Raw genomic sequence first — 18,330 nt, forward strand, 5'->3', positions numbered from 1 at the left:
CGGATGTCACACGAGCGGCCTCTTACCCATTTGTTGAAGTCGACAGCACCCCCAGGAGTCAACATGAACCAGCACCTGAGCCAGGGCCGGTCGGTGGCGTCGCGCGCTGCCGCACGGGCTTCTTTGCGCGCGGCTGCGGCGCGTGGTCGCGTCGACGCCCTGAACACCCGCTTCGCCGAGCGGTCGGCCGAGCTCCGCCGTCGGCTGGCCGCCGGCCGTGCGGGCGAACCCGAGGACGCAGGCCTCGAGTCCATCGAGGTGGTCGTGCTGTCCGTCGTCGGTCTCGGCATCGCGATCGCGCTCGGCGCGGCGATCAAGGGTCTGGTCGACCGCTACATGGCACAGCTCGGTGGCGGTGGATAGCGCATGGACGAACGCGGTGCCGCCTCCATCCAGACCGTTCTGACGTATCCGATAGTCCTGATGCTGATCTTCGCGATGGTGCAGGGCATGCTCTACTTCCACGCACAGAACACCGCGCAGTCAGTGGCCAACGGGGCCGTCCAGGCCGCGCGCGTCGAGGGTGGCAGCGTCGACTCGGGGTATGCGGAGGCGGCCGCGCGCCTTGCTCGTGGGGGCGACGCGTTCGCCACGGTCGACGTGTCCGTGACACGCGGGGAAGAGATGGCCACCGCGCGTGTGGTGGGGCTGGCGCCGTCGATCGTGCCGGGGTTCCGCGGCCTGCGGATCGAACAGTCGGCCACCGGGCCGGTGGAGCGGTTCACCTCCGGAGCCGTGGGCCCATGACCAGCGGTCGCCGTGGAGTGGCCAGGTATCTGCTGTCCGGACGATTCCCGGTCCGGCGGCAGACGCGTGGCCGTTCGGAACGCGGCAATGTCGCCATCAACACCGCCGTCGTGTTTCCGATGCTGCTGCTCATCGGGCTGCTGCTCGTGATGGCGGGGCGGCTGGTGCTGGCCGAGGGCGTGGTGCAGTCGGCGGCGAACGAGGCGGCGCGGGCGGCGTCGATCAGCCGGACGGCGGCCGTGGCCGGCGCCCAGGCGACGTCGACCGCGACATCGACCCTGACGAACTCCGGGGTGCGTTGTGCGTCGACGTCGGTCATGCCGGCGACCGACGCGTTCGACCTGCCGCTCGGGACGGTCGGGACGATCACCGTGCGTGTCGAGTGCGTGGTCCCGCTGCGCGATCTCGGCCTGCCGGGCGCGCCCGGCTCGCGGACCATCAGTGCGACCGGCACGTCCGTGCTGGACGCCTACCGGGGGCGGTCATGATCAGGGGGGTCGGGCAGATGTGGGTGCGGCGTGTGCGGACGGCGGGTGCTCCGGGGACTGTTCCGGGGACTGCTCGCAGGACGAGGGAGCGGGGCGAGGTCAACATCCTCGCGGCGGGTATGGTGCCCGCGCTGATCATCGCCATCGGCCTGGTGGTCGACGGCGGCGGCCGGCTGCACGCCGAGGACGAGGCCGAGTACGCCGCTGAACAGGCGGCACGTGCCGCGGCGCAGCAGATCCGGATCGACCGCGCCCAGATGGGGCTGCCGCCGGAGATCGACCCCGCACGCGCGACGCAGGCGGCCGCCGACACCCTCGCGGCGCTGGACGTGCAGGGCGGCGTGACCGCCGTCAACGGTGCCACTGTCAACGTGGGCACCCAGGTCACCTACGAGACCACGTTCCTCACGTTGATCGGAATCAGCTCGCTCAGTGTCACGGCCGACGCCGAGGCGCGGGCCGTCCGCGGGATAGGACAGGAGGAGCCCTGATGAGTACCTCGACAATCCAGGGTCGAGCGGCGACGGGTGAGCCCGGCGGACCCCGACAGGGCGCGGGCGCACGCGTGGTGAGAGGGCTCGGCGCGGCGCTGCTGCTGATCGTGCTCGTCGTCGGTATCCCGGTCGGGCTGTGGATCCTCGGTGGGCCCGTCTGGACAGGACCGGTCAGCCTGAACCGGATCATCTCCGTACTCACCACGCCCGACGTGACCGGCTCCGTGCTGCTCGGGCTGGTCAAGATCGTCGGCTGGGTCGGGTGGCTGACCTTCGCCTTCGCCGTGGTGGTCGAGGTGATCGCGGCCCTGCGCGGACGTCGTTCGCCGCACGTGCGTGGGCTAGGGGCACAGCAGCGTGCCGCGGCGGTGCTGGTCGGTGCGGTGATCGCGATGCTGGTCGCCGCTCCGGCGGTGACGCCTGCGGTGGCCGCGACGACGCCGCTCGAGACCGGCGCGACCGGGACCGCCGTCTCCGCACCGGTCACACCCGGTGCCGCGACGGTCGCTGGTGCTGGTGCTGCCGGTGCCGGCGAGAAGGTGGGGGAGCGGGCCCGGGCCGACGAGGCGCCGTCGGCCACCTATACGGTGCAGCCGGGCGACTCGCTGTGGCGGATCGCCGAGCAGACTCTCGGTGACGGCGCACGGTTCAAGCAGATCGCCGACCTCAACTACGGCGTGCCACAGGCCGACGGCGGCGCGCTCGACGCCGGCAACTGGATCGAGCCGGGCTGGGTACTGAGGCTGCCGGCGGGTGCGGTCTCGGCCGATGCCGGGGTCTCGCCGACCTCGGTCGGCCAGGCCGAGGACACCGGCGAGGACCCCGTCGGCATCGCGCCCTCGAAGAGCGCGGGCGACGGCACGCGCGAGCGGGCCGGGTCCAGCGACCCGGACGGCACCGTCGACGTGCACAAGCGTGGCGCGTCGCCGTCGGCGGAGGTCGTCGTCGAGTCGGGCGACACACTCTGGGGCATCGCCGAGGAGGAACTCGGCGACGGGACCAAGTACCCGGAGGTCTTCGAGGCCTCGCGAGGCACCGAGCAGCCAGGCGGCGCCAGGCTGACCGACCCCGACCTCATCCTTCCGGGCTGGACCGTGACGGTCCCGGGCGCGGAAGGGTCGAGGCCGGACGCCGGAGCCGAGGGCGGTTCGCGGGCCGACGACGCGGCGGAGCGCTCGCCGGGTGCCGGCGAGCGGGATGACAAGCAGGGCGCCGGGAAGGGCGACCAGGCTGACCAGCCGGCCGACCAGGGGGCCGACGAGGCCGACGAGTCGGACGAGTCGGCCGGCCCTGCGGAGTCGGAACCTGCGCCCGAGGGCGCAGGGGCTGACGAACCGGGTGCCGCGGAGTCCGCCGCCGGTGCCGCCGGGCTGCCCCAGAAGAAGGATCCGCCGGCCCCCGTTCGGCCCGAACCGGAGCAGACCGAGGCCGAGGAGCCCGAGCAGTCCGTACCGACCACCGAGGTGACGCCGGAGGGCGCCGTCGAGGTCGAGCCGGAGGACATCAAGGAGCCGGGCGGCTCAGGGAACGACATGGTGGAGCCGGGCGGCGGGGCCGGAGAGCCCTCGGACGAGCAGCCGGCCGGCGAGGCGCCGGCCACCGTGCAGCCGAACCGAGCCGGCCAGAACGCGGGACCCAAGGCGCCCAGCGGCGACCGGGACGAATCCGGGCAGGGCGGCGCTGGGCAGAGCGGATCCCAGCAGGAGCGCGCCGACCAGCCCGGTCCCGGCGACGCCGGCACCGGAGCCGCCGGTATCGGCAAGCCAGGGAACCAGGAGCCGACTCCCGAGAAGACCGCGGAGGGCAACCTCGTCCCGCAGGCCCCGCCCGCGCCGCGGGAGACGACAGGGCCCCAGTTCGACGAGGTCACTCCCGAGGACCTCCGGAACGAACTCGACCTCGGGGCGGGGCAGTCCGCTCCGCACGGGCGCGGGCCGGGTGAGTCGATCCCCGGTGAGAACCTGATCGCCGACGACCTGCTGCCGCAGGACGAGCCTGCCGCCGCGGAGACCGCGCCCGGCAGCGGCACCACGTGGGGTAACGGGCCGGCGTCGGACCGCGAGCAGCCGGCCGAGACCGGCGCCGAGGCCCCGGTCGAGGAACAGGCCCCCGTGCCCGGCTCCGACGGGAGCGCCACCTCCGAGGGCGGTGCCGTCACCGAGGAGGTGCTCCCCGACGAGCTCGCAGGGGACGAGCCGGTCGTCGGCGACAACGCACCCGAGGTCGCCGTGGAGACATCTCCGCCGGTGGAAGCCGCGGCGCCCGTGGAGAGCTCGGGAACAGGCCGGGCATCCGCCGTCGACCCGGCATCCGTGCCCGTCGACGTGGCCGGTGCCACCACCGCACGTCCCGCGGCGACGGTCGGAGCAGCGGCCGAGGTCGCCGAGGACGGCACGTCCCTCCTCGACTCGGCGTCCGGGGTCGTGTCCGACGTCGTCGACGACCTCGACGAAACGGTAGGGATCCGCACGGCGGCCGGCGTGGGCGGGCTGCTCGCAGCGGGACTGATCGCGCTGGTCGCCGTGAAGCGGCGGCGGGTGCACAAGGGCCGGGCGTCCGGTGAGACCGTCGTCGTACCGGGACCGGACACCCCCGCGGGTGCGCTCGAACGCGACCTGCGGACGGTCGAGGACCCCTTCGGTCGCAGCCAGGTCGACCGCGCACTGCGCAGCCTCGCCCGGTGGCACCGCGAACGCGGCCTCCCGCTGCCGGGCGTACGCGTCGCGCGGCTGAAGAGCGGCGAGTTCGTCGAGCTCTACCTCGAGCGGGCGGCAGACCTGCCCGAACCCTGGGCCAGCACCACCGACCGGTTCGTCTGGCAGCTCGCGGCGGGCGACGCCGACGCCGCGGCCCAGGTCGGTTCGGTCGTCGAGCCCGTCGAGAGCGACGACGGCGAAGCGCCCTACCCGGCCCTCGTCACCGTCGGCCATGACGACGAGGACACGCACCTCATGCTCGACCTCGAGAACCTCGCGTGCCTCGACATCCGCGGCACGGACGCCGCAGCGCAGGCGACGCTCGCGGCGCTCGCGGTCGAGCTGGCGACGAGCCTCTGGGCCGACGACCTGCAGGTCACCGTGGTCGGCGCGCTCGGTGAGCTGCCGGGTGTGGTCGACACCGGCCGGGTCCGGCACGTCTCCAGCCTCGCAGGCATCATCCGGGAGCTGGAGGCCCGCGCGGCCGACGTCGACCGGACGCTCGCCCAGGTGGGCGCCACCTCGGTCGCCGATGCGCGCGGTCGAGGGCTGGCGACCGACGCCTGGACGCCGGAGATCCTGCTCGTGGGGGAGCGGCTCGGCCTGGTCGAGCGCGCCAAGCTCGAGAGCCTGGTCGAACGGGTTCCGGGCGTGGGGATCGCCGCCGTGACCTCCAGCGCGGAGGTGGGCGACTGGGTGCTCGACCTGACCGGTGAGCTCACCAACGGCGATACCACCCGCGGCATTCTCATGCCCGCCTACATCGCGGTGCGGCCGCAGCAGCTCGACGCCACCACCTACGCACAAGCCTTGGCCTTGCTGGCCGAACCCGGGACCGCCCCCGGCCCCACCTGGAGCCGTTCGATCGATCGCACCGAACCGACGCTGGAGGAGATCCCGATGGATGCTGTCCGCGCCGGTGCCGCGGATTCTGACGTTGCGGTCGGTGAGCCGGACGGCGATGCGCCGTCGCCCAGCTTCGGGACGGGTAACGGGGGTAGTGGCAACGGCGGGGGTTCGGCGCCGAGGCAGCCCGAGAGGTTCTCGCCGTGGGCGACGGCGGCAGTGAGCGTCGCGACGCCGCCGCTGGGTACGCCGGTCGTCTCGGACCCGCGGGCCCCGCGGGTCGAGCCGGTCGAGACCCCGCAGGTCGTCGAGGCGCCGATCGTGCGCGTGCTGGGCAGCGTGGAGCTCGCGGGGACGACGGGTGTCGAGCTGCCGTCCACGCACCAGCGGCAGGCGACCGAGCTGATCGCGTTCCTGGCGTTCAACCCAGGTTCGCGCGGTTCGGACATCTCGAAGGCGCTGTGGCCGTCGCGCGAGCCGAACCTTGCGACCCGGCGTTCCGCGGTCTCGCGGGCGCGGCGCTGGCTGGGGACGGACGAGAACGGCTTCGAGTACCTGCCGCGCTACTGGTCGGCGGACGACGGCGGCCAGGCCGACCTCGAGTCCGCCGGATACCGGCTGCGCGGGGTCAGGACCGACTGGCACATCTTCTGCGACCTGGTCGGTCCCGACCTCACGCAGACCCCCACGTCGGACCTGCTCGCTGCCCTGGACCTGGTGCGGGGCCGGCCGTTCGAGGGTGTGGCGCTGCGCAAGTACGTGTGGGCGGAGCAGCTGATGCACACGATCTCGTCGGGCGTCGTGGACGTGTCGCACGAGGTCGCGCGCCGCGCGCTGCTGGCGGGCGACGTCGCGATGGCACGGCACGCGTCGCAGGTCGGCCGGCTGGCCGACCCTGTGGACGAGCGCTCGTGGCGCAACGGGATCCGCGCGGAGATCGCCTCCGGGCGGCGGGACGCGGTGGGCCGGCTCGTCGACCGGCTGCGTGACCACCTGGAGCAGCTCGCCATGGAGCCCGAACCGGACACCGAGGAGCTGCTGGCGCAGGTGGATGAGCAGGACCGCCGTCGCGAAGCGGACGCGGGCCGGTCGCCGCGGGGCTGACCCGCCGTTGGCCGAGCCGGTCGAGACCCATGTCTTGACCGGCTCGATCCGCGCCACCCGACGACACCCCCAAGTCGTTCCCTCCCTCAGTGCCGGGCATGCGGACCTCCCCTTCGATCGGCTTGACGCGGACGGAAAGGGTCGGAGGTTTCTGCGGGATCGCCCGGATGATTCCGTATGGCGAGGCTGTACCGCCCGCTGGTCGAGCTTGTCGAGACCGGTTATCCACAGCACCCACTTTCCGGATCGTGCTGGCCCGGCTAGCGTCATTCCCGGCTGTTGCGGATACGCAACGGTGGGGCGTGAGCGGCAAGGGGGCGCGAATGGATGGCGCGGCGATGCGTATTGCGGGGCTGTTCGTGGTTGTCGGTCTGGCCTTGTCGGGCTGCACGGGTTCGAGCCCGGATCCTGAGGTGACCGCTTCATCGACGGGGAACTCGACCGGGGATTCGACGCCCGCGGTGTCCGCGAGCCCGTCCCCGTCGGTGCCGACCAAGCCGGAGCGTCCGGACGCGATGGAGCGTGACGACGCAAAGGGTGCGGCTGCGGCTGCGGAGTACTTCATCGAGCTCTACCCGTACGTGATGGCTACGGGCGATACCGAGGAGTTCGAGGCGATGTCGCATCGGGCTTGCGGGTTTTGCGATGACGCGCTGGAGCAGGCCAAGCGGATCGAGGAAGGTGGCTGGGTCTATACGGGTGGGGGTTCGACACTCTCGCTAACACAGGCCTACGAACGGGACGAACTCACAGGGATCTACCCGCTGGATGTCGAGATCTCACAGGAGTCATCCCAGATTTCCGAAATCGGTGGCCCCCAACTCGACTCCGTAGAGTCGAAGGTGTTCGATCGCCGAATCGAGATGGGTCTTCGTAGCGGTGAATGGGTGGTCGTGACAGTCACTCCGATCCCGGAGGCGGACCGATGAATCTAGCGACTGCCCTCGTTCTTGCCATAGCAATGGCATACCCGCCCGGAGGCCTAGGCGATATAGAAGGCCAGAGTCGCGAAGACGCGGTGCGGGTGTCTGCCGAATTGCCGACGCAGGTTGTGCAGCAAAGTCCGGGCGACGGCCAGCGATGGTCGGCTGTGTCCCGGCCGCCGCCCGTGCGCCAGTGGCGCGTCACTCCCGCCATGTGCTTCCTGCGTGACCTCAGCGGTGCTACCGCGTTCGCCGAATCCTGCGACGAGGGCCATCAGCTCGCCTACGCCGGGATCGAGTGCGAGGACGGCGAGCAGCCGGTCGGCGCCCTGTTCGAGCAGCGGCGCGAGGCGGGCGGTTGGTCGGATGCTTCGCTGGTCGAGGAGGAGTCCTGCTTGGCGGAGCGTCGTCAACAGGTCGACCTGCCAGCGGCGGCGGCGCGTGCATTCCAGGAGATGCAGATCGCGCCGTCCGAGGTGAACGTGCAGCCACCGGACGGATGGACCCTGGTCAACGTCGACACGATTGCCTTCACTGAAAGCCAACCCCGCACAATGAGTACCAGTCTGTTCGGCATACCCGTCGAAATCAGGGCTGTGCCGAGCACCTACTCGTGGGACTTCGGCGACGGATCAGCACCTTTTGTCACCACTGACCCTGGTTCCCCATACCCGGCACACACGGTCGCGCACGCCTATGCGAAGCAGGGATCGGCGACCATCTCGCTCACCACCACATGGCATGGCCAGTTCCGGTTGGCCGGCGAACCGACCTGGCATGACGTCGTGGGAGAGGGGACAACGGTGTCGTCGTCGGGCAGCCTGGAGATCTTGGAAGCGAGAGCGCGTCTGGTGGAGGACCTGTACGGCGGCTGACCCGATAGTCGCTTCGCCCCGATGCCTCAAGGCGCCTTCGGTGACGCCCCAGCCGTGTCGAGACAGCGGTCTATGAGTGCCGTGAGCTCCAGTGAAAGCGGGAGTCCGGCCCGCTCTGCGGGTGCGACGTCGTCATAGAGCGTGATCGCGACCGGGCCGGGCTGCTGGTCAGCCGCGGCGTCGGTGCAGAGCAGGACGCCGACTGTCGGCCCGTGAACTTCGGGCGCACGGACCAGGTCATCCACCAGGCTGAGGGTGTAGCGGGCACGTGCCACCAGGGCTGGGTCGAACCGCCCGGCCTGGACCTGGATAGCGATGTAGCGCATCTGGGTTACGTGGAAGAGCAACAGGTCGATCGTGTAGTCCCGGTCGTTCTCCGTAAGGCTCACGTGGCGGTCGACCAAACACATGTGGCGATCCGGGGTGGCCAGCAGGTCCTCAAGGTGATCCACCACGATGCCCGTGAACGAGCGACGGATCGAGTCGACGAGTTCGCCTACCACGTCCTCGAACCCCTCGGGCCGAAAGTCCTCTGTGCGCTGGAAGAAACTCATGGTTCGGCTCTCGCGATCTCGGTGTGGGGACCGGCGAAGTTCTCAGTATCAGCACGGGTGAAATTGCTCATGAGCCAAGCCTGTAGAGCGATCACAGCATCCGCCACCCGAGTTGCATATACGCAACAAAGCGGCATGCGCGCGAGCTCGCGCGGAGGCCAGGACATGACGAGTTGCAGGCCTGGCCATGGCTGGCGTTGGCTGGATGTTGTGAATTATCACAGGAGCGCCTTGCCGGGAAGACGGATATAGCGCACCCTTGCTTACGGCCGTGTTCACTGAGTTCTGCCCGAAGTTGAGGGAGTCGCCGGATGGTCTCGTCCGCCATCACGCCCACGCGCACCATCGCCGTCCTCATCGGAGTCGCAGTCATTGCGGTAGCCGGGTTCGCGGTCGTGCGGTCTGGCGTGTTCGAGCCGGAGACGGTCCAAGGTGCGATGCCCGGTCCGGGCTCGTCGTCGCCCTCGGCCTCGGTCTCGGCGCCGCCGAGCCCGTCGGTTTCGCCTTCCCCGACTCGTGTGCCTCCAGCCAAGCCGACGACGCCGGGGCAGATCAGGGCGCAGAACATCGCCGACGCGAAGGCGCGGCTCGTGGAGTACTACGAGACGACGGCCCAGGTAGCCAACAGCGGGTTCAAGGACTGGGAACGAAGACTGGTTCCGTTCTGGGGAAGTTTCGAGATTCGCGATTCGATGGGGGCCGCCTATGCCCAAAGCCTGGACGTGGGCCAGTACACAACGGGTGCCGCACGGATTGAGTCTTTTCGAACTACTGGGTACCGGGCGCCAGAACCCAAGTACGAACGTGTCGGGTTCGAGGTTTGCGTCGACTTCTCGGATGTCCGGACGTTCGAGGAAAACGGTAAGGAAATCCGGCGTCAGGCGGGTGTGCCGGCGAGATACTACCTCCACTACGAGATGCGACACCACGGTGAAGACCGTGGTTGGGCTATCGATGCAGAGGACCGACAGGTGGAGCGCGCATGTTGACCTTTAAGATGCGCAACGTCTCAGTCCGCGGTGTCGTGGCGACGGCAATCTTTTCACTGCTTGCCACTCTGCTAATCGACGCACCCGCCGTAGCAGCGGAGTGTCGAGATGTGTTGCAGCCCGACGGGACCGTTAAGACGATCTGCGAGGAAGAGGGCGGTAGCCAGGAGCCAGGTGGCGGCGATGACGGAAGCGGAGAGGGGGGCGGTGGTGCTCCTCGTGTCTGTGAACTGGAAGGACGAGAGATTCCGTGCAGCAGTGAGTTCGGCGCCTGGGATGGGTACTGCTACGTCCGTGTAGTTACGGACGATCCAAATGTGCATAGGGACGTCTGGGGGAACCACACCGATGGAGTGATCGTGGAATGTAGTCCCTTCGACTGCGTTGGCGGGCCAGATCCGTGCCCAGGTGCCACGTTGGATTGGGCTCCCGGCCCACCGGCTCAGCCTGGGCCTTCTGCAGAGGAGCTCGCCCGTCGTGCCGTTGCATCCATGCAGCTCACCATGGGCCAAATCGGTTCTACCCCGCCATCATCCACGAGTGATCCGAATGCCGTTGGTTCCATCGGCCTACCGATCTGGCTGTGGATCGCTGACCGTGCCGAGAATACAGTCGGCCCTATCACCCGAACCGCGAGTGATGGCGGGCTGTCGGTCAGCGCCACGGGCACACTCGATCGGGTCGAATGGACGCTACTCAGTGCAAGTGGTGCCACCGTCGGCGCCATTACGTGCGACGGACCAAATGCACCCGGCACACCTTACGACGGCCGGAACAGTGCCGAGCCTTCGCCGACCTGCGGCTTCGGTGCCGACCTGAACAGCAGCCCAGGAAACCTGACGCTTACGGGCACGGCTTACTGGGTGGTCGAGTGGCAAGGCGGCGGCCAAGCCGGTCAGATCGACGTACCCGCACAGAGCAACAGCACCCAGATCCGGATCGGCGAGCTCCAGGCGCTCGTACAGAACTAAGCGTCCCTGTACGCCATCGCCGTCCCGCGAGAGGCGGCTTGACCTATAGCGCGCTATAGGTTGTCTCATGGATCGTGTGCCGCCCACTTTGACTCCGCAGCTCGACGTCGATGTCCCCGATGAGGGGCTGTCGATCGGCGAGGCCGCGGCGGCCGTCGGGCTGAGTGTGCAAACCCTTCGATATTACGAACGCGAGGGTCTGCTGCTCGACCCCACGTCCCGCCGCAGCAACGGGCATCGGCGCTTCCACCGCAACGACCTGGACTGGCTTGCCGGCCTGGTCATGCTGCGGGAGACCGGTATGCCGATCGCGGATATCCGCAAGGTCGCTGCCCTCAGTCGGACTCCAGGAACCGAGAAGCAGCGACTTGAGGCCTTCGAACGTCATCGAGAGGCCGTCGTTGCGCAGTTGAAGCGGACGCAGGAACACCTCGCGGCACTGGACACAAAGATCGCCGCGTATCGCGCATACGCGGTCAGCGAGGAAGAGACGATCCATGACCAACAACCACCCGCGTCCACTTGAGTCGGTACTTCTTGGCGACGGCCTGCGAGTTTCGCCGATCGGCCTCGGCGCGATGGGTATGAGTGCCTTCTACGGGCCGAGCGACGAGGTCGAGTCGATAGCGACGCTGAGACACGCCGTCGACGTCGGAGTGACATTCATCGACACCGCGGAGGCATACGGCCCCTTCGAGAACGAGAAGCTGATCGGGCGGGCGCTCGGAACGCGACGCGACCAGGTGATCCTCGCGACGAAGGCCTCGTCCGAGACCGATGATGACGGCACGGTTCACGGTCGAAACGGCACCCCGGAGTACATCCGTCGGGCGGCGAACCGCTCCCTGAAGCACCTCGGGACGGACTACATCGACCTGTACTACCTCCACCGGGTGGATCCGAACGTGCCGATCGAGGAGTCTGTGGGCGCGATGGCCGCCCTGGTCGCAGAGGGCAAGGTGCGCCACGTCGGACTGTCCGAGGCCTCTGCGGCAACGATCCGGCGCGCGCACGCGGTGCATCCGCTGGCTGCTGTGCAGTCGGAGTTCTCGCTCTTCGCGCGAGACGTGCTCCACAACGATGAGCTGGCAACGATGCGGGAGCTCGGAATTGGGCTGGTCGCGTTCTCTCCGCTGGGACGTGGGGTACTCACGGAGAGTGTGGCGTCGCTCGACGACCTGGCCCCGGAAGACGCCCGGCGGACCCTGCCTCGCTTCCAGCCGGAGGCTTTCGCTGCGAATCGCAGGCTTGTGGATCGGGTCGCGGCGATCGCTCGCCGTCATGGGGCGACGTTGGCTCAGGTCGCGCTGGCGTGGGTCATCGGCGAGGGCGCGGTGCCGATTCCCGGGATGCGACGGCGAGGCCGCGTCGACGAGAACGCTGGAGCCGTCCAGGTTGTGCTGTCGGAGTCAGAGCGGGAGGAACTGGCTGAAGCCTTGCCTGCCGAGGAGATCGAGGGGTCTCGTGACTACAGGGACATCGAGCTGGGTGCGGATCGGTAGGCGGCCGTGACTATGACGACGTGCCCATGGCTTCGTCACCGGGGCGGGTGAAACGTGTCCTGGGAGAGGTGCGAGTCGTACCCCTGGGTCAGACGCGTGCTTTGAAGCGCTCGTAGCGCCACGCAAGGAGTTCCTGGCTAGGGTGGTCGGCTCGACGTTTCGGAACCTGGATACTGCGGCCGTGCATTTCTTGGAGTCCGTGCTTCAGCATCGGTCCGTCGGTCTCTTCAAGGAGATTTTCGGCGATTCGAACTTTGAAATCTGGCGTGACGCCGAGCATGTCCTGGTCGTATGCGGCGTGATGGATCTTGCACAGCGCGAGGCCATTGTTGACGGTGGGGATACCTCGCTCCTCGGAGTCCGGGACGATGTGTGCTGCATCGAGGAGGGAGCCGTGCTTGAGCTCGCATATGGCACATCGCGTTTCGTATGCCACGATCACCCTGGTGCGGAATGCAGGTTGATGTAGGCGCTGTTTTGCGAGCCGACGGGCGTAGCTGCGTTGGTCGTCGGGCATGCGCCTCACGTCGGGGACAAAGGTGAACGACTCATCCAGCGCAATGATGAATGTGCGCTCCTCTGGGTAGTCTTCGACCACGTACACGGGGCTGACCGGCGTATAGATGTTGGGAACCTCTTTTCTGAAGAGGATCAGAGGGGCGCCCGTGGTCATCGCGTTCCGCAGTTTTCGATTGTCTCCCGACCACGGATCACCTTCGCGGTACGAGTAGTGGAGCAGGCCATCTTCCGATTCAGTGTCGTCGTAAGGCCCATTTGTGGCGCTGACGATCGAGAGCGTTGATTCGAAAGAGGCAGGATTGCGGATCCCGCGGGAGTAGTCGATTATTGGCAGTTTTTGCTCGTCGATGCGGAAGTCGAGGAGCTCGGCTCGGTGAAGAAATCCGCCGTTCGCCTCGGCGCGCTCCTGGACCCAGGAGATAATTCGGGTGCGCAAGGCGCGTTCGACGGCAGATTCCATGAGGACAGCTCACCAGAAACGTGCCGCTTCTGGTACCCCGGTGTCGGGTGAGGTGCTCGCCGCGAAGTCTGAGATCAGGCAGGTCGTGTGCCGGGGTAGCAGGATGGGCCAATGGCGACCACCCGAAGCATCGTCCGCGGCATCGGCCAAGTAGCCCTCGGTGCCGTCCTTCTCACCGCCGGCATCGGCCACCTGACCCGAGCCCGCGAGGAGTTCCAGGCCCAGGTCCCCACTTGGGTCCCCGTCGATCCCGACACTGTCGTGGTCGGTTCGGGGATCGTCGAGATCGGACTCGGCACCGCGCTCGTGGCCACCTGGAAGCAGCCAGCCCGACGTCGGCTCGGGGCGCTGGCCGCGGCGTTCTTCGTCGCAGTCTTCCCCGGGAACATCGCTCAGCTGGTGGAGCATCGGGACGCGTTCGGCCTGGACACTGATCGCAAGCGCGCGCTCCGGCTCATCGGTCAGCCAGTTCTCGTGGCGTGGGCGTTGGCGGTGACGCGCAAGTAGGGGTCTCGACAGGTTCGACCAGCAAGGTTCGACCAGGAAGGCCTGAGTTTCGTCTCCGCGTGCCCGTACTCACACGGAGTCGAGCATCCCCATCCCGCTCGCGAACTCCATGAGCTCGAACGTCGAGCCCGTCACCAGGGTCGCTCCTGCTGCCTTCGCGATTTTCGAGAACGGCCCGACGTTGCCGTAGAGCACAAACGGTGTGAGCGGGTCGTTCGTGCGCACCTTCGCCAGCAGCCGCAGGCCGGCGTCCGGCACGTCGGTGCCGGACTCGTGTCGACCCATGTCCGAAATGATCAGGCCGTACGCATGGTCTCCAAGGAGCTGCAACGCCTCGCTGGTCGAACGTGCGGTCTCGACGTGGGCACCGTCACGCCGCCAGGAGTCGGCGAGAACCGCGTTGTTCTCTGGGTGGTCGTCGACCCAGAGGATCGAGCGAGGAGGGGTGGCCCGCCTCTCCAGCTCCCCCCGCGTCCACGCGTCGACGGGTTCTTGGCCGGCACCCGCAAAGATCTCGGCGGCTTCCGTCTCGGGATCCGCCCGGATGTCTCCTGGCGTCGCCCCACCCGCACCGTCGGAAGCGGGGTATCGCCCGGAGTCGAAATCTTCCGCGCGGCTGCCCATGTGGTCCAGCCGACGCTTCAGTGAGGCCACCTCGCGCTGCAGGTCCGTGATCATGTCGGACTGCTGGTCCGTCGCCTGCTTGAAGTTGAGCCGTTGCCCGCCGATCTCGAGCGTCACGTCGTCGGAGTTCTTCAGCTTCGACAGGAGCTGCCGTCCGAAGACCAGCAGCACGACGATCACGAGCAAGGGCCACAGAAGGGCGGCAATAGCGCTGATCAGGTCGGCCACGAGGTAAAGGTACCGGTCAGGGATGATGGGCAGGACAACGCCCGCACCGCTCCGAGGATGGAGGTGCCGTCAGTGACCGAACATCTTGATCGTGTTCGCGAGATCTGTCTCGCGCTGCCCGAGGTGACCGAGAAGCTGAGCCACGGGTCGCCCACATGGTTCGTGAAGAAGACGTTCGTGAGCTTCTCCGACCATGGGCACGGCGGCCCGCTCGCGATCTGGTGCGCGGCGGCCCCCGGCGCACAGGAGGAAGCGATCGAGAAGGAACCGGACCGGTTCTACCGCCCGCCGTACGTCGGGGTCCGCGGGTGGCTGGGCGTGCGGCTCGACGTCGACGTGGACTGGGACGAGATCGCCGCCATCATCGAGGACGCGTATCGGCAGGTCGCGCCGAAACGGCTGGTGGCGGAGCTGGAGGAGACATAGGGGTTTCGACGGGCGGGTCTCGGCAAGCTCGACAACGGAGGGCCAGGCTCGACCTGCGCAAGGCCGAGCTTGATCGACGGCGGTCAGCCCTCCAGCAGTCCTCGGATCTCCTCCGGGCCCAGCGACCCCGCGAACGCGCCCGCGTCATCACTCAGCACGGCGTCGAACAGCCGGGCCTTGCGCTCCTTGAGCGCCATCACCTTGTCCTCGATGGTGTTCTCCGAGACCATCCGGAACACCATCACGTTCCGCGTCTGCCCGATCCGGTGCGTCCGGTCGATCGCCTGCGCCTCTGTCGCCGGGTTCCACCAGGGGTCGAGCAGGTAGACGTAGTCGGCCTCGGTGAGGTTGAGCCCGAACCCGCCGGCCTTGAGGCTGATCAGGAACACGGGGGCCGTTCCGTCCTTGAACCGGTTGATCACCTCGGCGCGTCTCCGGGTCGACCCGTCGAGGTACTCGTACGGAATCCCCAGCTCCGTGCACACCTCCGCGGCCTTGGCCAGGAACGACGTGAACTGGGAGAACACGAGCGCACGATGTCCCTCGGCGGCGACCTCCGCGAGCTGCTCGGCGAGCAGGCTCAGCTTGGCCGACGGAACGCCCGCGTACTCCGGGTCCACCAGCGACGCGTCCAGCGCCATCCGGCGCAGGGTCGTGAGTGCGCGGAAGACCGCCACCCGGTTCTCGTCGAAGCTCTCGAGCAGGCCCAACAGGCGTGACCGCTCGCGCTGCAGGTGCGTGTCGTAGATCCGGCGGTGCCTCGGGTCCAGGGCCACGCGCAGCACCTGCTCCTGCCGCTCGGGCAGCTCGGGCGCCACCTGCTCCTTCGTGCGGCGCAGCAGCAGCGGCCGGATCCGGCGGCGGAGCCGGGCCAGCAGCGGCGTCGAGTCACCCTCGCCCGAGACCGGCTTGACGTAGTCCTCGCGGAACTTGGTCGGTGATCCGTACAGCCCTGGCGCCACGATCGCGAGCATCGCCCACAGCTCCATGAGGTTGTTCTCCATGGGCGTGCCGGTGATCGCGAGCTTGAACGGCGCCTTGAGGCGGCGGGCCGACTCGTTGGCGCGCGTCTGGTGGTTCTTCGCGAACTGGGCCTCGTCCAGGATCAGACCGGCCCACTCGACGTCGCCGAACGACTCGAAGTCCAGGCGGAAGATCGCGTACGACGTCACGACGATGTCGGCGTCGGCGGTAACCTTCGCGACGGTGGTCCGCGCCTTCGCCGCGGTGGTCGACAGCGTCGCCACCTTCAGGTCCGGCGTGAACTTGGCGGCCTCCGCGGCCCAGTTGCTCACCACCGACGCCGGCGCGACCACGAGGAACGGCGCACCACCGCCGTCGGGCATCTCCTGCTTGGCCTGCGCGACGAAGGCGAGGGTCTGGACGGTCTTGCCGAGGCCCATGTCGTCGGCGAGGATCCCGCCCAGCCCGTGCCGCCAGAGGAAGGTCAGCCACTCGAAGCCGTGCTGCTGGTAGGGCCGCAGCTCGGCCTTCAGTCCCACGGGCGGTGGCACCGGCTCCGGCCCGTCGACGCCGTCGGCGGTCAGCGCGACCAGGTCGCTCACCGAGCGCCGCCAGCGGTCGGACTGCTCGACCACGTCGGCCACCTGCTCGAGCTCCGCCCACAGGCCGGCGTTGAACCTGCTGATCCGCAGCTTGCCCGGCTGGTCGGACAGTCGCTGCGCCTCCTCGATCAAGGCTCGTAGCTGCGCGAACACGGGCAGGTCCGTGCGCAGCCAGGTGCCGTCGGTCAGCATGAACCGCTTCTTGCCTCGCGCGAGAGCGTCGAACACCGGGCCGAACGGGATCTCGCGCCCGTTGACCGTGACCATGACACCCAGGTCGAACCAGTCCAGGTCGCTGCTGTCGTCAGCGCGCATGCTGACCACGGGTGTGGCCTCGAGACCGTTGTACTCGGGCAGCTTCTCGCTCTCCACGCGGACGTCCGGCTGCTCCCGGAGCACGGGCAGCACGGTGGTGGCGAAGTCCATCGCCTGCAGCCCGCGGAACACCTCGGGTGCGACGCGGAAATGGCCGAAGCCCGGCACCTCCCGCACGGCGCCGATCACCCGGCCCAGGGTCGCAGCCTCGGCCGCGAGGTCACGCAGGTCCGCGCCCGCCTCCATGGCCGTGGTCAGCGGGTATTCCTTGTCCGACGGCGGGTACGCCCACCGCCACGCCACACTGATCTCCGCCGGGGAGACCGCCTTGATGGTGGCGACGAGCTCGGGCCTGGGCAGGTCCGGCAGCTCGACCTCGGGGTCGGCGTGCACCCGCACCTCACGGCGCAGCAGCGGCAGGTAGTCCGCCAGGAACTCGTCGACGGCCTCGGCCGGGATCGTGAGATCGGACAGGTGGACCGCCGCATGCTCCTGGTCGGTGAGCGGCGCCGCCGTCGGGCCCAGGGTGATGGTGCGGCCCGAGGACGTCTCCTCGACCGCGAACAGGCCGTGGCGACCGAGCGCCCCGACGGAAGTCGCCAGGGTGACCGCGCCGTCGAAGGCGACCGTCCGCTCGAGGTGCGCACCGCCGTCGGGCAGCGAGAGGTCAAGGGCGATGGACGCCTCGCCGGCCAGCCGCAGCGACTCCCGCTTCGACTTGCCGACCAGCTCGATGCCGAGACTGGCGGCGTCGGCCAGGTGGCGCCAGAACGGGCGGGGAAGCACGTCGTCCAGGCTGATCCAGTCGCCGGCGCTGACGTAGCCGTAGCCGCGCGGGCTCGTGGCGCGCAGGGCGTCGAGCGTGGTGAACCATTCCCGCACGCTGGGATCGAGACCGCGCAGGAACCCGTTGCGGATGTAGTTCCACGACGCCGTGCCGCCCACCCAGGAGCCGCGGTCGTTGCGCTGGACCGGCCGGATCGACAGGGAGAGGTTGTTGGCGGAGGCCGCGCCGTCGACGCGGAACTGCAGCGCCAGCTCGGGCTGCTGGTCGGCACCCGACGAGGGCACGGGCGGAGCGGCGGCCGGCGTCGCCGGCACGAGCAGCTGCACCGCCGCCTTCCACTCGGGTACCTGAGGGGTGCGCTTCAGCGAGGACGCGGGCCGGACCATCGATGCCAGGCCGTCCGACCCGGACTCGATCAGCGACGCGGCGACGTGCTTGCAGGCGGACCCGACGGGGCACGTGCAGTCCGTGCCGACGACGACGGGCGGTCCGGGCGGGTTGGACTTGAACTCGATGGAGCAGGAGTAGGTGCTGCGGCCGCTGCCGCGCACCCACGAGATGAGCAGCAGATCGTCCGGCAGCCACTCCCACGAGATGACCCGGCCCTGCTTCTGGTAGTCCTCGCCGCGCAGGTACGCGCCACTACCCACCAGAAGCTTGATCGCCGCGGGGTGGATGCGCGGGGCGGGTACGGGCGTGGGCACCCCTCC

The 18,330-nt window shown here is 68.8% G+C and carries 17 protein-coding genes; 13 read left to right on the plus strand and 4 right to left on the minus strand.

What is annotated here, in order from left to right:
- Positions 1 to 63: 63 nt before the first annotated feature.
- The 7 genes from LUU90_RS17945 to LUU90_RS17975 all read left to right on the plus strand — a co-directional run bounded on the left by LUU90_RS17945 (position 64) and on the right by LUU90_RS17975 (position 8,173).
- The gene (locus LUU90_RS17945) at positions 64 to 363 is read left to right on the plus strand and encodes a hypothetical protein (protein ID WP_275005024.1); all 300 of its coding nucleotides are present in this window, start codon (positions 64 to 66) and stop codon (positions 361 to 363) included.
- Between the two features lie 3 nt (positions 364 to 366).
- Positions 367 to 747: a TadE/TadG family type IV pilus assembly protein gene (locus LUU90_RS17950; protein WP_275005025.1), complete on the plus strand. Its 381-nt coding sequence runs from the start codon at positions 367 to 369 to the stop codon at positions 745 to 747.
- Positions 744 to 1,235 (plus strand): TadE/TadG family type IV pilus assembly protein, encoded by a 492-nt coding sequence (locus LUU90_RS17955; protein ID WP_275005026.1) that lies wholly within the window; start codon positions 744 to 746, stop codon positions 1,233 to 1,235. The genes LUU90_RS17950 and LUU90_RS17955 overlap by 4 nt, the downstream gene beginning before the upstream one ends.
- Positions 1,232 to 1,726: a pilus assembly protein TadG-related protein gene (locus LUU90_RS17960; protein WP_275005028.1), complete on the plus strand. Its 495-nt coding sequence runs from the start codon at positions 1,232 to 1,234 to the stop codon at positions 1,724 to 1,726. Before LUU90_RS17955 ends, LUU90_RS17960 begins: the two co-directional genes overlap by 4 nt.
- On the plus strand, positions 1,726 to 6,375 hold the full coding sequence (locus tag LUU90_RS17965; RefSeq protein WP_275005029.1) for a LysM peptidoglycan-binding domain-containing protein: 4,650 nt from the start codon (positions 1,726 to 1,728) through the stop codon (positions 6,373 to 6,375). The genes LUU90_RS17960 and LUU90_RS17965 overlap by 1 nt, the downstream gene beginning before the upstream one ends.
- A gap of 302 nt (positions 6,376 to 6,677) precedes the next feature.
- Positions 6,678 to 7,304, plus strand: coding sequence for a DUF6318 family protein (locus tag LUU90_RS17970; RefSeq protein ID WP_275005030.1), 627 nt, complete (start codon positions 6,678 to 6,680; stop codon positions 7,302 to 7,304).
- 95 nt (positions 7,305 to 7,399) lie between these two features.
- Entirely contained in the window at positions 7,400 to 8,173 is a 774-nt protein-coding gene (locus LUU90_RS17975; protein ID WP_275005032.1) for a PKD domain-containing protein, read from the plus strand.
- A 26-nt stretch (positions 8,174 to 8,199) separates the two neighbouring features.
- Here LUU90_RS17975 and LUU90_RS17980 read toward each other — a convergent pair whose 3' ends face one another.
- Positions 8,200 to 8,727, minus strand: a complete 528-nt coding sequence (locus tag LUU90_RS17980; protein WP_275005033.1) for a PDDEXK nuclease domain-containing protein — start codon at positions 8,725 to 8,727, stop codon at positions 8,200 to 8,202.
- A gap of 311 nt (positions 8,728 to 9,038) precedes the next feature.
- On the opposite strand from LUU90_RS17980, the gene LUU90_RS17985 reads away from it, so the two are divergent.
- From LUU90_RS17985 to LUU90_RS18000, 4 genes are all read left to right on the plus strand, one after another.
- Positions 9,039 to 9,716, plus strand: a complete 678-nt coding sequence (locus LUU90_RS17985; protein ID WP_275005034.1) for a hypothetical protein — start codon at positions 9,039 to 9,041, stop codon at positions 9,714 to 9,716.
- A 491-nt stretch (positions 9,717 to 10,207) separates the two neighbouring features.
- Positions 10,208 to 10,687: a hypothetical protein gene (locus tag LUU90_RS17990; RefSeq protein WP_275005035.1), complete on the plus strand. Its 480-nt coding sequence runs from the start codon at positions 10,208 to 10,210 to the stop codon at positions 10,685 to 10,687.
- A gap of 67 nt (positions 10,688 to 10,754) precedes the next feature.
- Entirely contained in the window at positions 10,755 to 11,213 is a 459-nt protein-coding gene (locus LUU90_RS17995; RefSeq protein WP_275005036.1) for a MerR family transcriptional regulator, read from the plus strand.
- Positions 11,185 to 12,189, plus strand: coding sequence for an aldo/keto reductase (locus tag LUU90_RS18000; RefSeq protein WP_275005038.1), 1,005 nt, complete (start codon positions 11,185 to 11,187; stop codon positions 12,187 to 12,189). The genes LUU90_RS17995 and LUU90_RS18000 overlap by 29 nt, the downstream gene beginning before the upstream one ends.
- Before the next feature lie 88 nt (positions 12,190 to 12,277).
- Here the strand turns inward: LUU90_RS18000 and LUU90_RS18005 are convergent, their stop codons facing one another.
- Complete coding sequence (locus LUU90_RS18005) at positions 12,278 to 13,168, minus strand: HNH endonuclease (protein WP_275005039.1); 891 nt, start codon at positions 13,166 to 13,168, stop codon at positions 12,278 to 12,280.
- A gap of 111 nt (positions 13,169 to 13,279) precedes the next feature.
- Here LUU90_RS18005 and LUU90_RS18010 point away from each other — a divergent pair, with 111 nt between their 5' ends.
- Complete coding sequence (locus LUU90_RS18010) at positions 13,280 to 13,675, plus strand: DoxX family protein (RefSeq protein WP_275005041.1); 396 nt, start codon at positions 13,280 to 13,282, stop codon at positions 13,673 to 13,675.
- Positions 13,676 to 13,744: 69 nt separating this feature from the next.
- Here the strand turns inward: LUU90_RS18010 and LUU90_RS18015 are convergent, their stop codons facing one another.
- Positions 13,745 to 14,527 carry a hypothetical protein gene (locus LUU90_RS18015; RefSeq protein WP_275005042.1) on the minus strand — a complete coding sequence of 261 codons (783 nt, stop codon included), beginning with the start codon at positions 14,525 to 14,527 and terminating at the stop codon, positions 13,745 to 13,747.
- A 72-nt stretch (positions 14,528 to 14,599) separates the two neighbouring features.
- On the opposite strand from LUU90_RS18015, the gene LUU90_RS18020 reads away from it, so the two are divergent.
- Positions 14,600 to 14,953, plus strand: a complete 354-nt coding sequence (locus LUU90_RS18020) for an MmcQ/YjbR family DNA-binding protein (protein ID WP_275005043.1) — start codon at positions 14,600 to 14,602, stop codon at positions 14,951 to 14,953.
- Between the two features lie 83 nt (positions 14,954 to 15,036).
- Here the strand turns inward: LUU90_RS18020 and LUU90_RS18025 are convergent, their stop codons facing one another.
- Entirely contained in the window at positions 15,037 to 18,324 is a 3,288-nt protein-coding gene (locus LUU90_RS18025) for a DEAD/DEAH box helicase (protein WP_275005044.1), read from the minus strand.
- Positions 18,325 to 18,330: the final 6 nt, after the last annotated feature.

The sequence above is a fragment of the Promicromonospora iranensis genome, from assembly GCF_028994775.1.
Taxonomy (GTDB): Bacteria; Actinomycetota; Actinomycetes; order Actinomycetales; family Cellulomonadaceae; genus Promicromonospora; species Promicromonospora iranensis_A.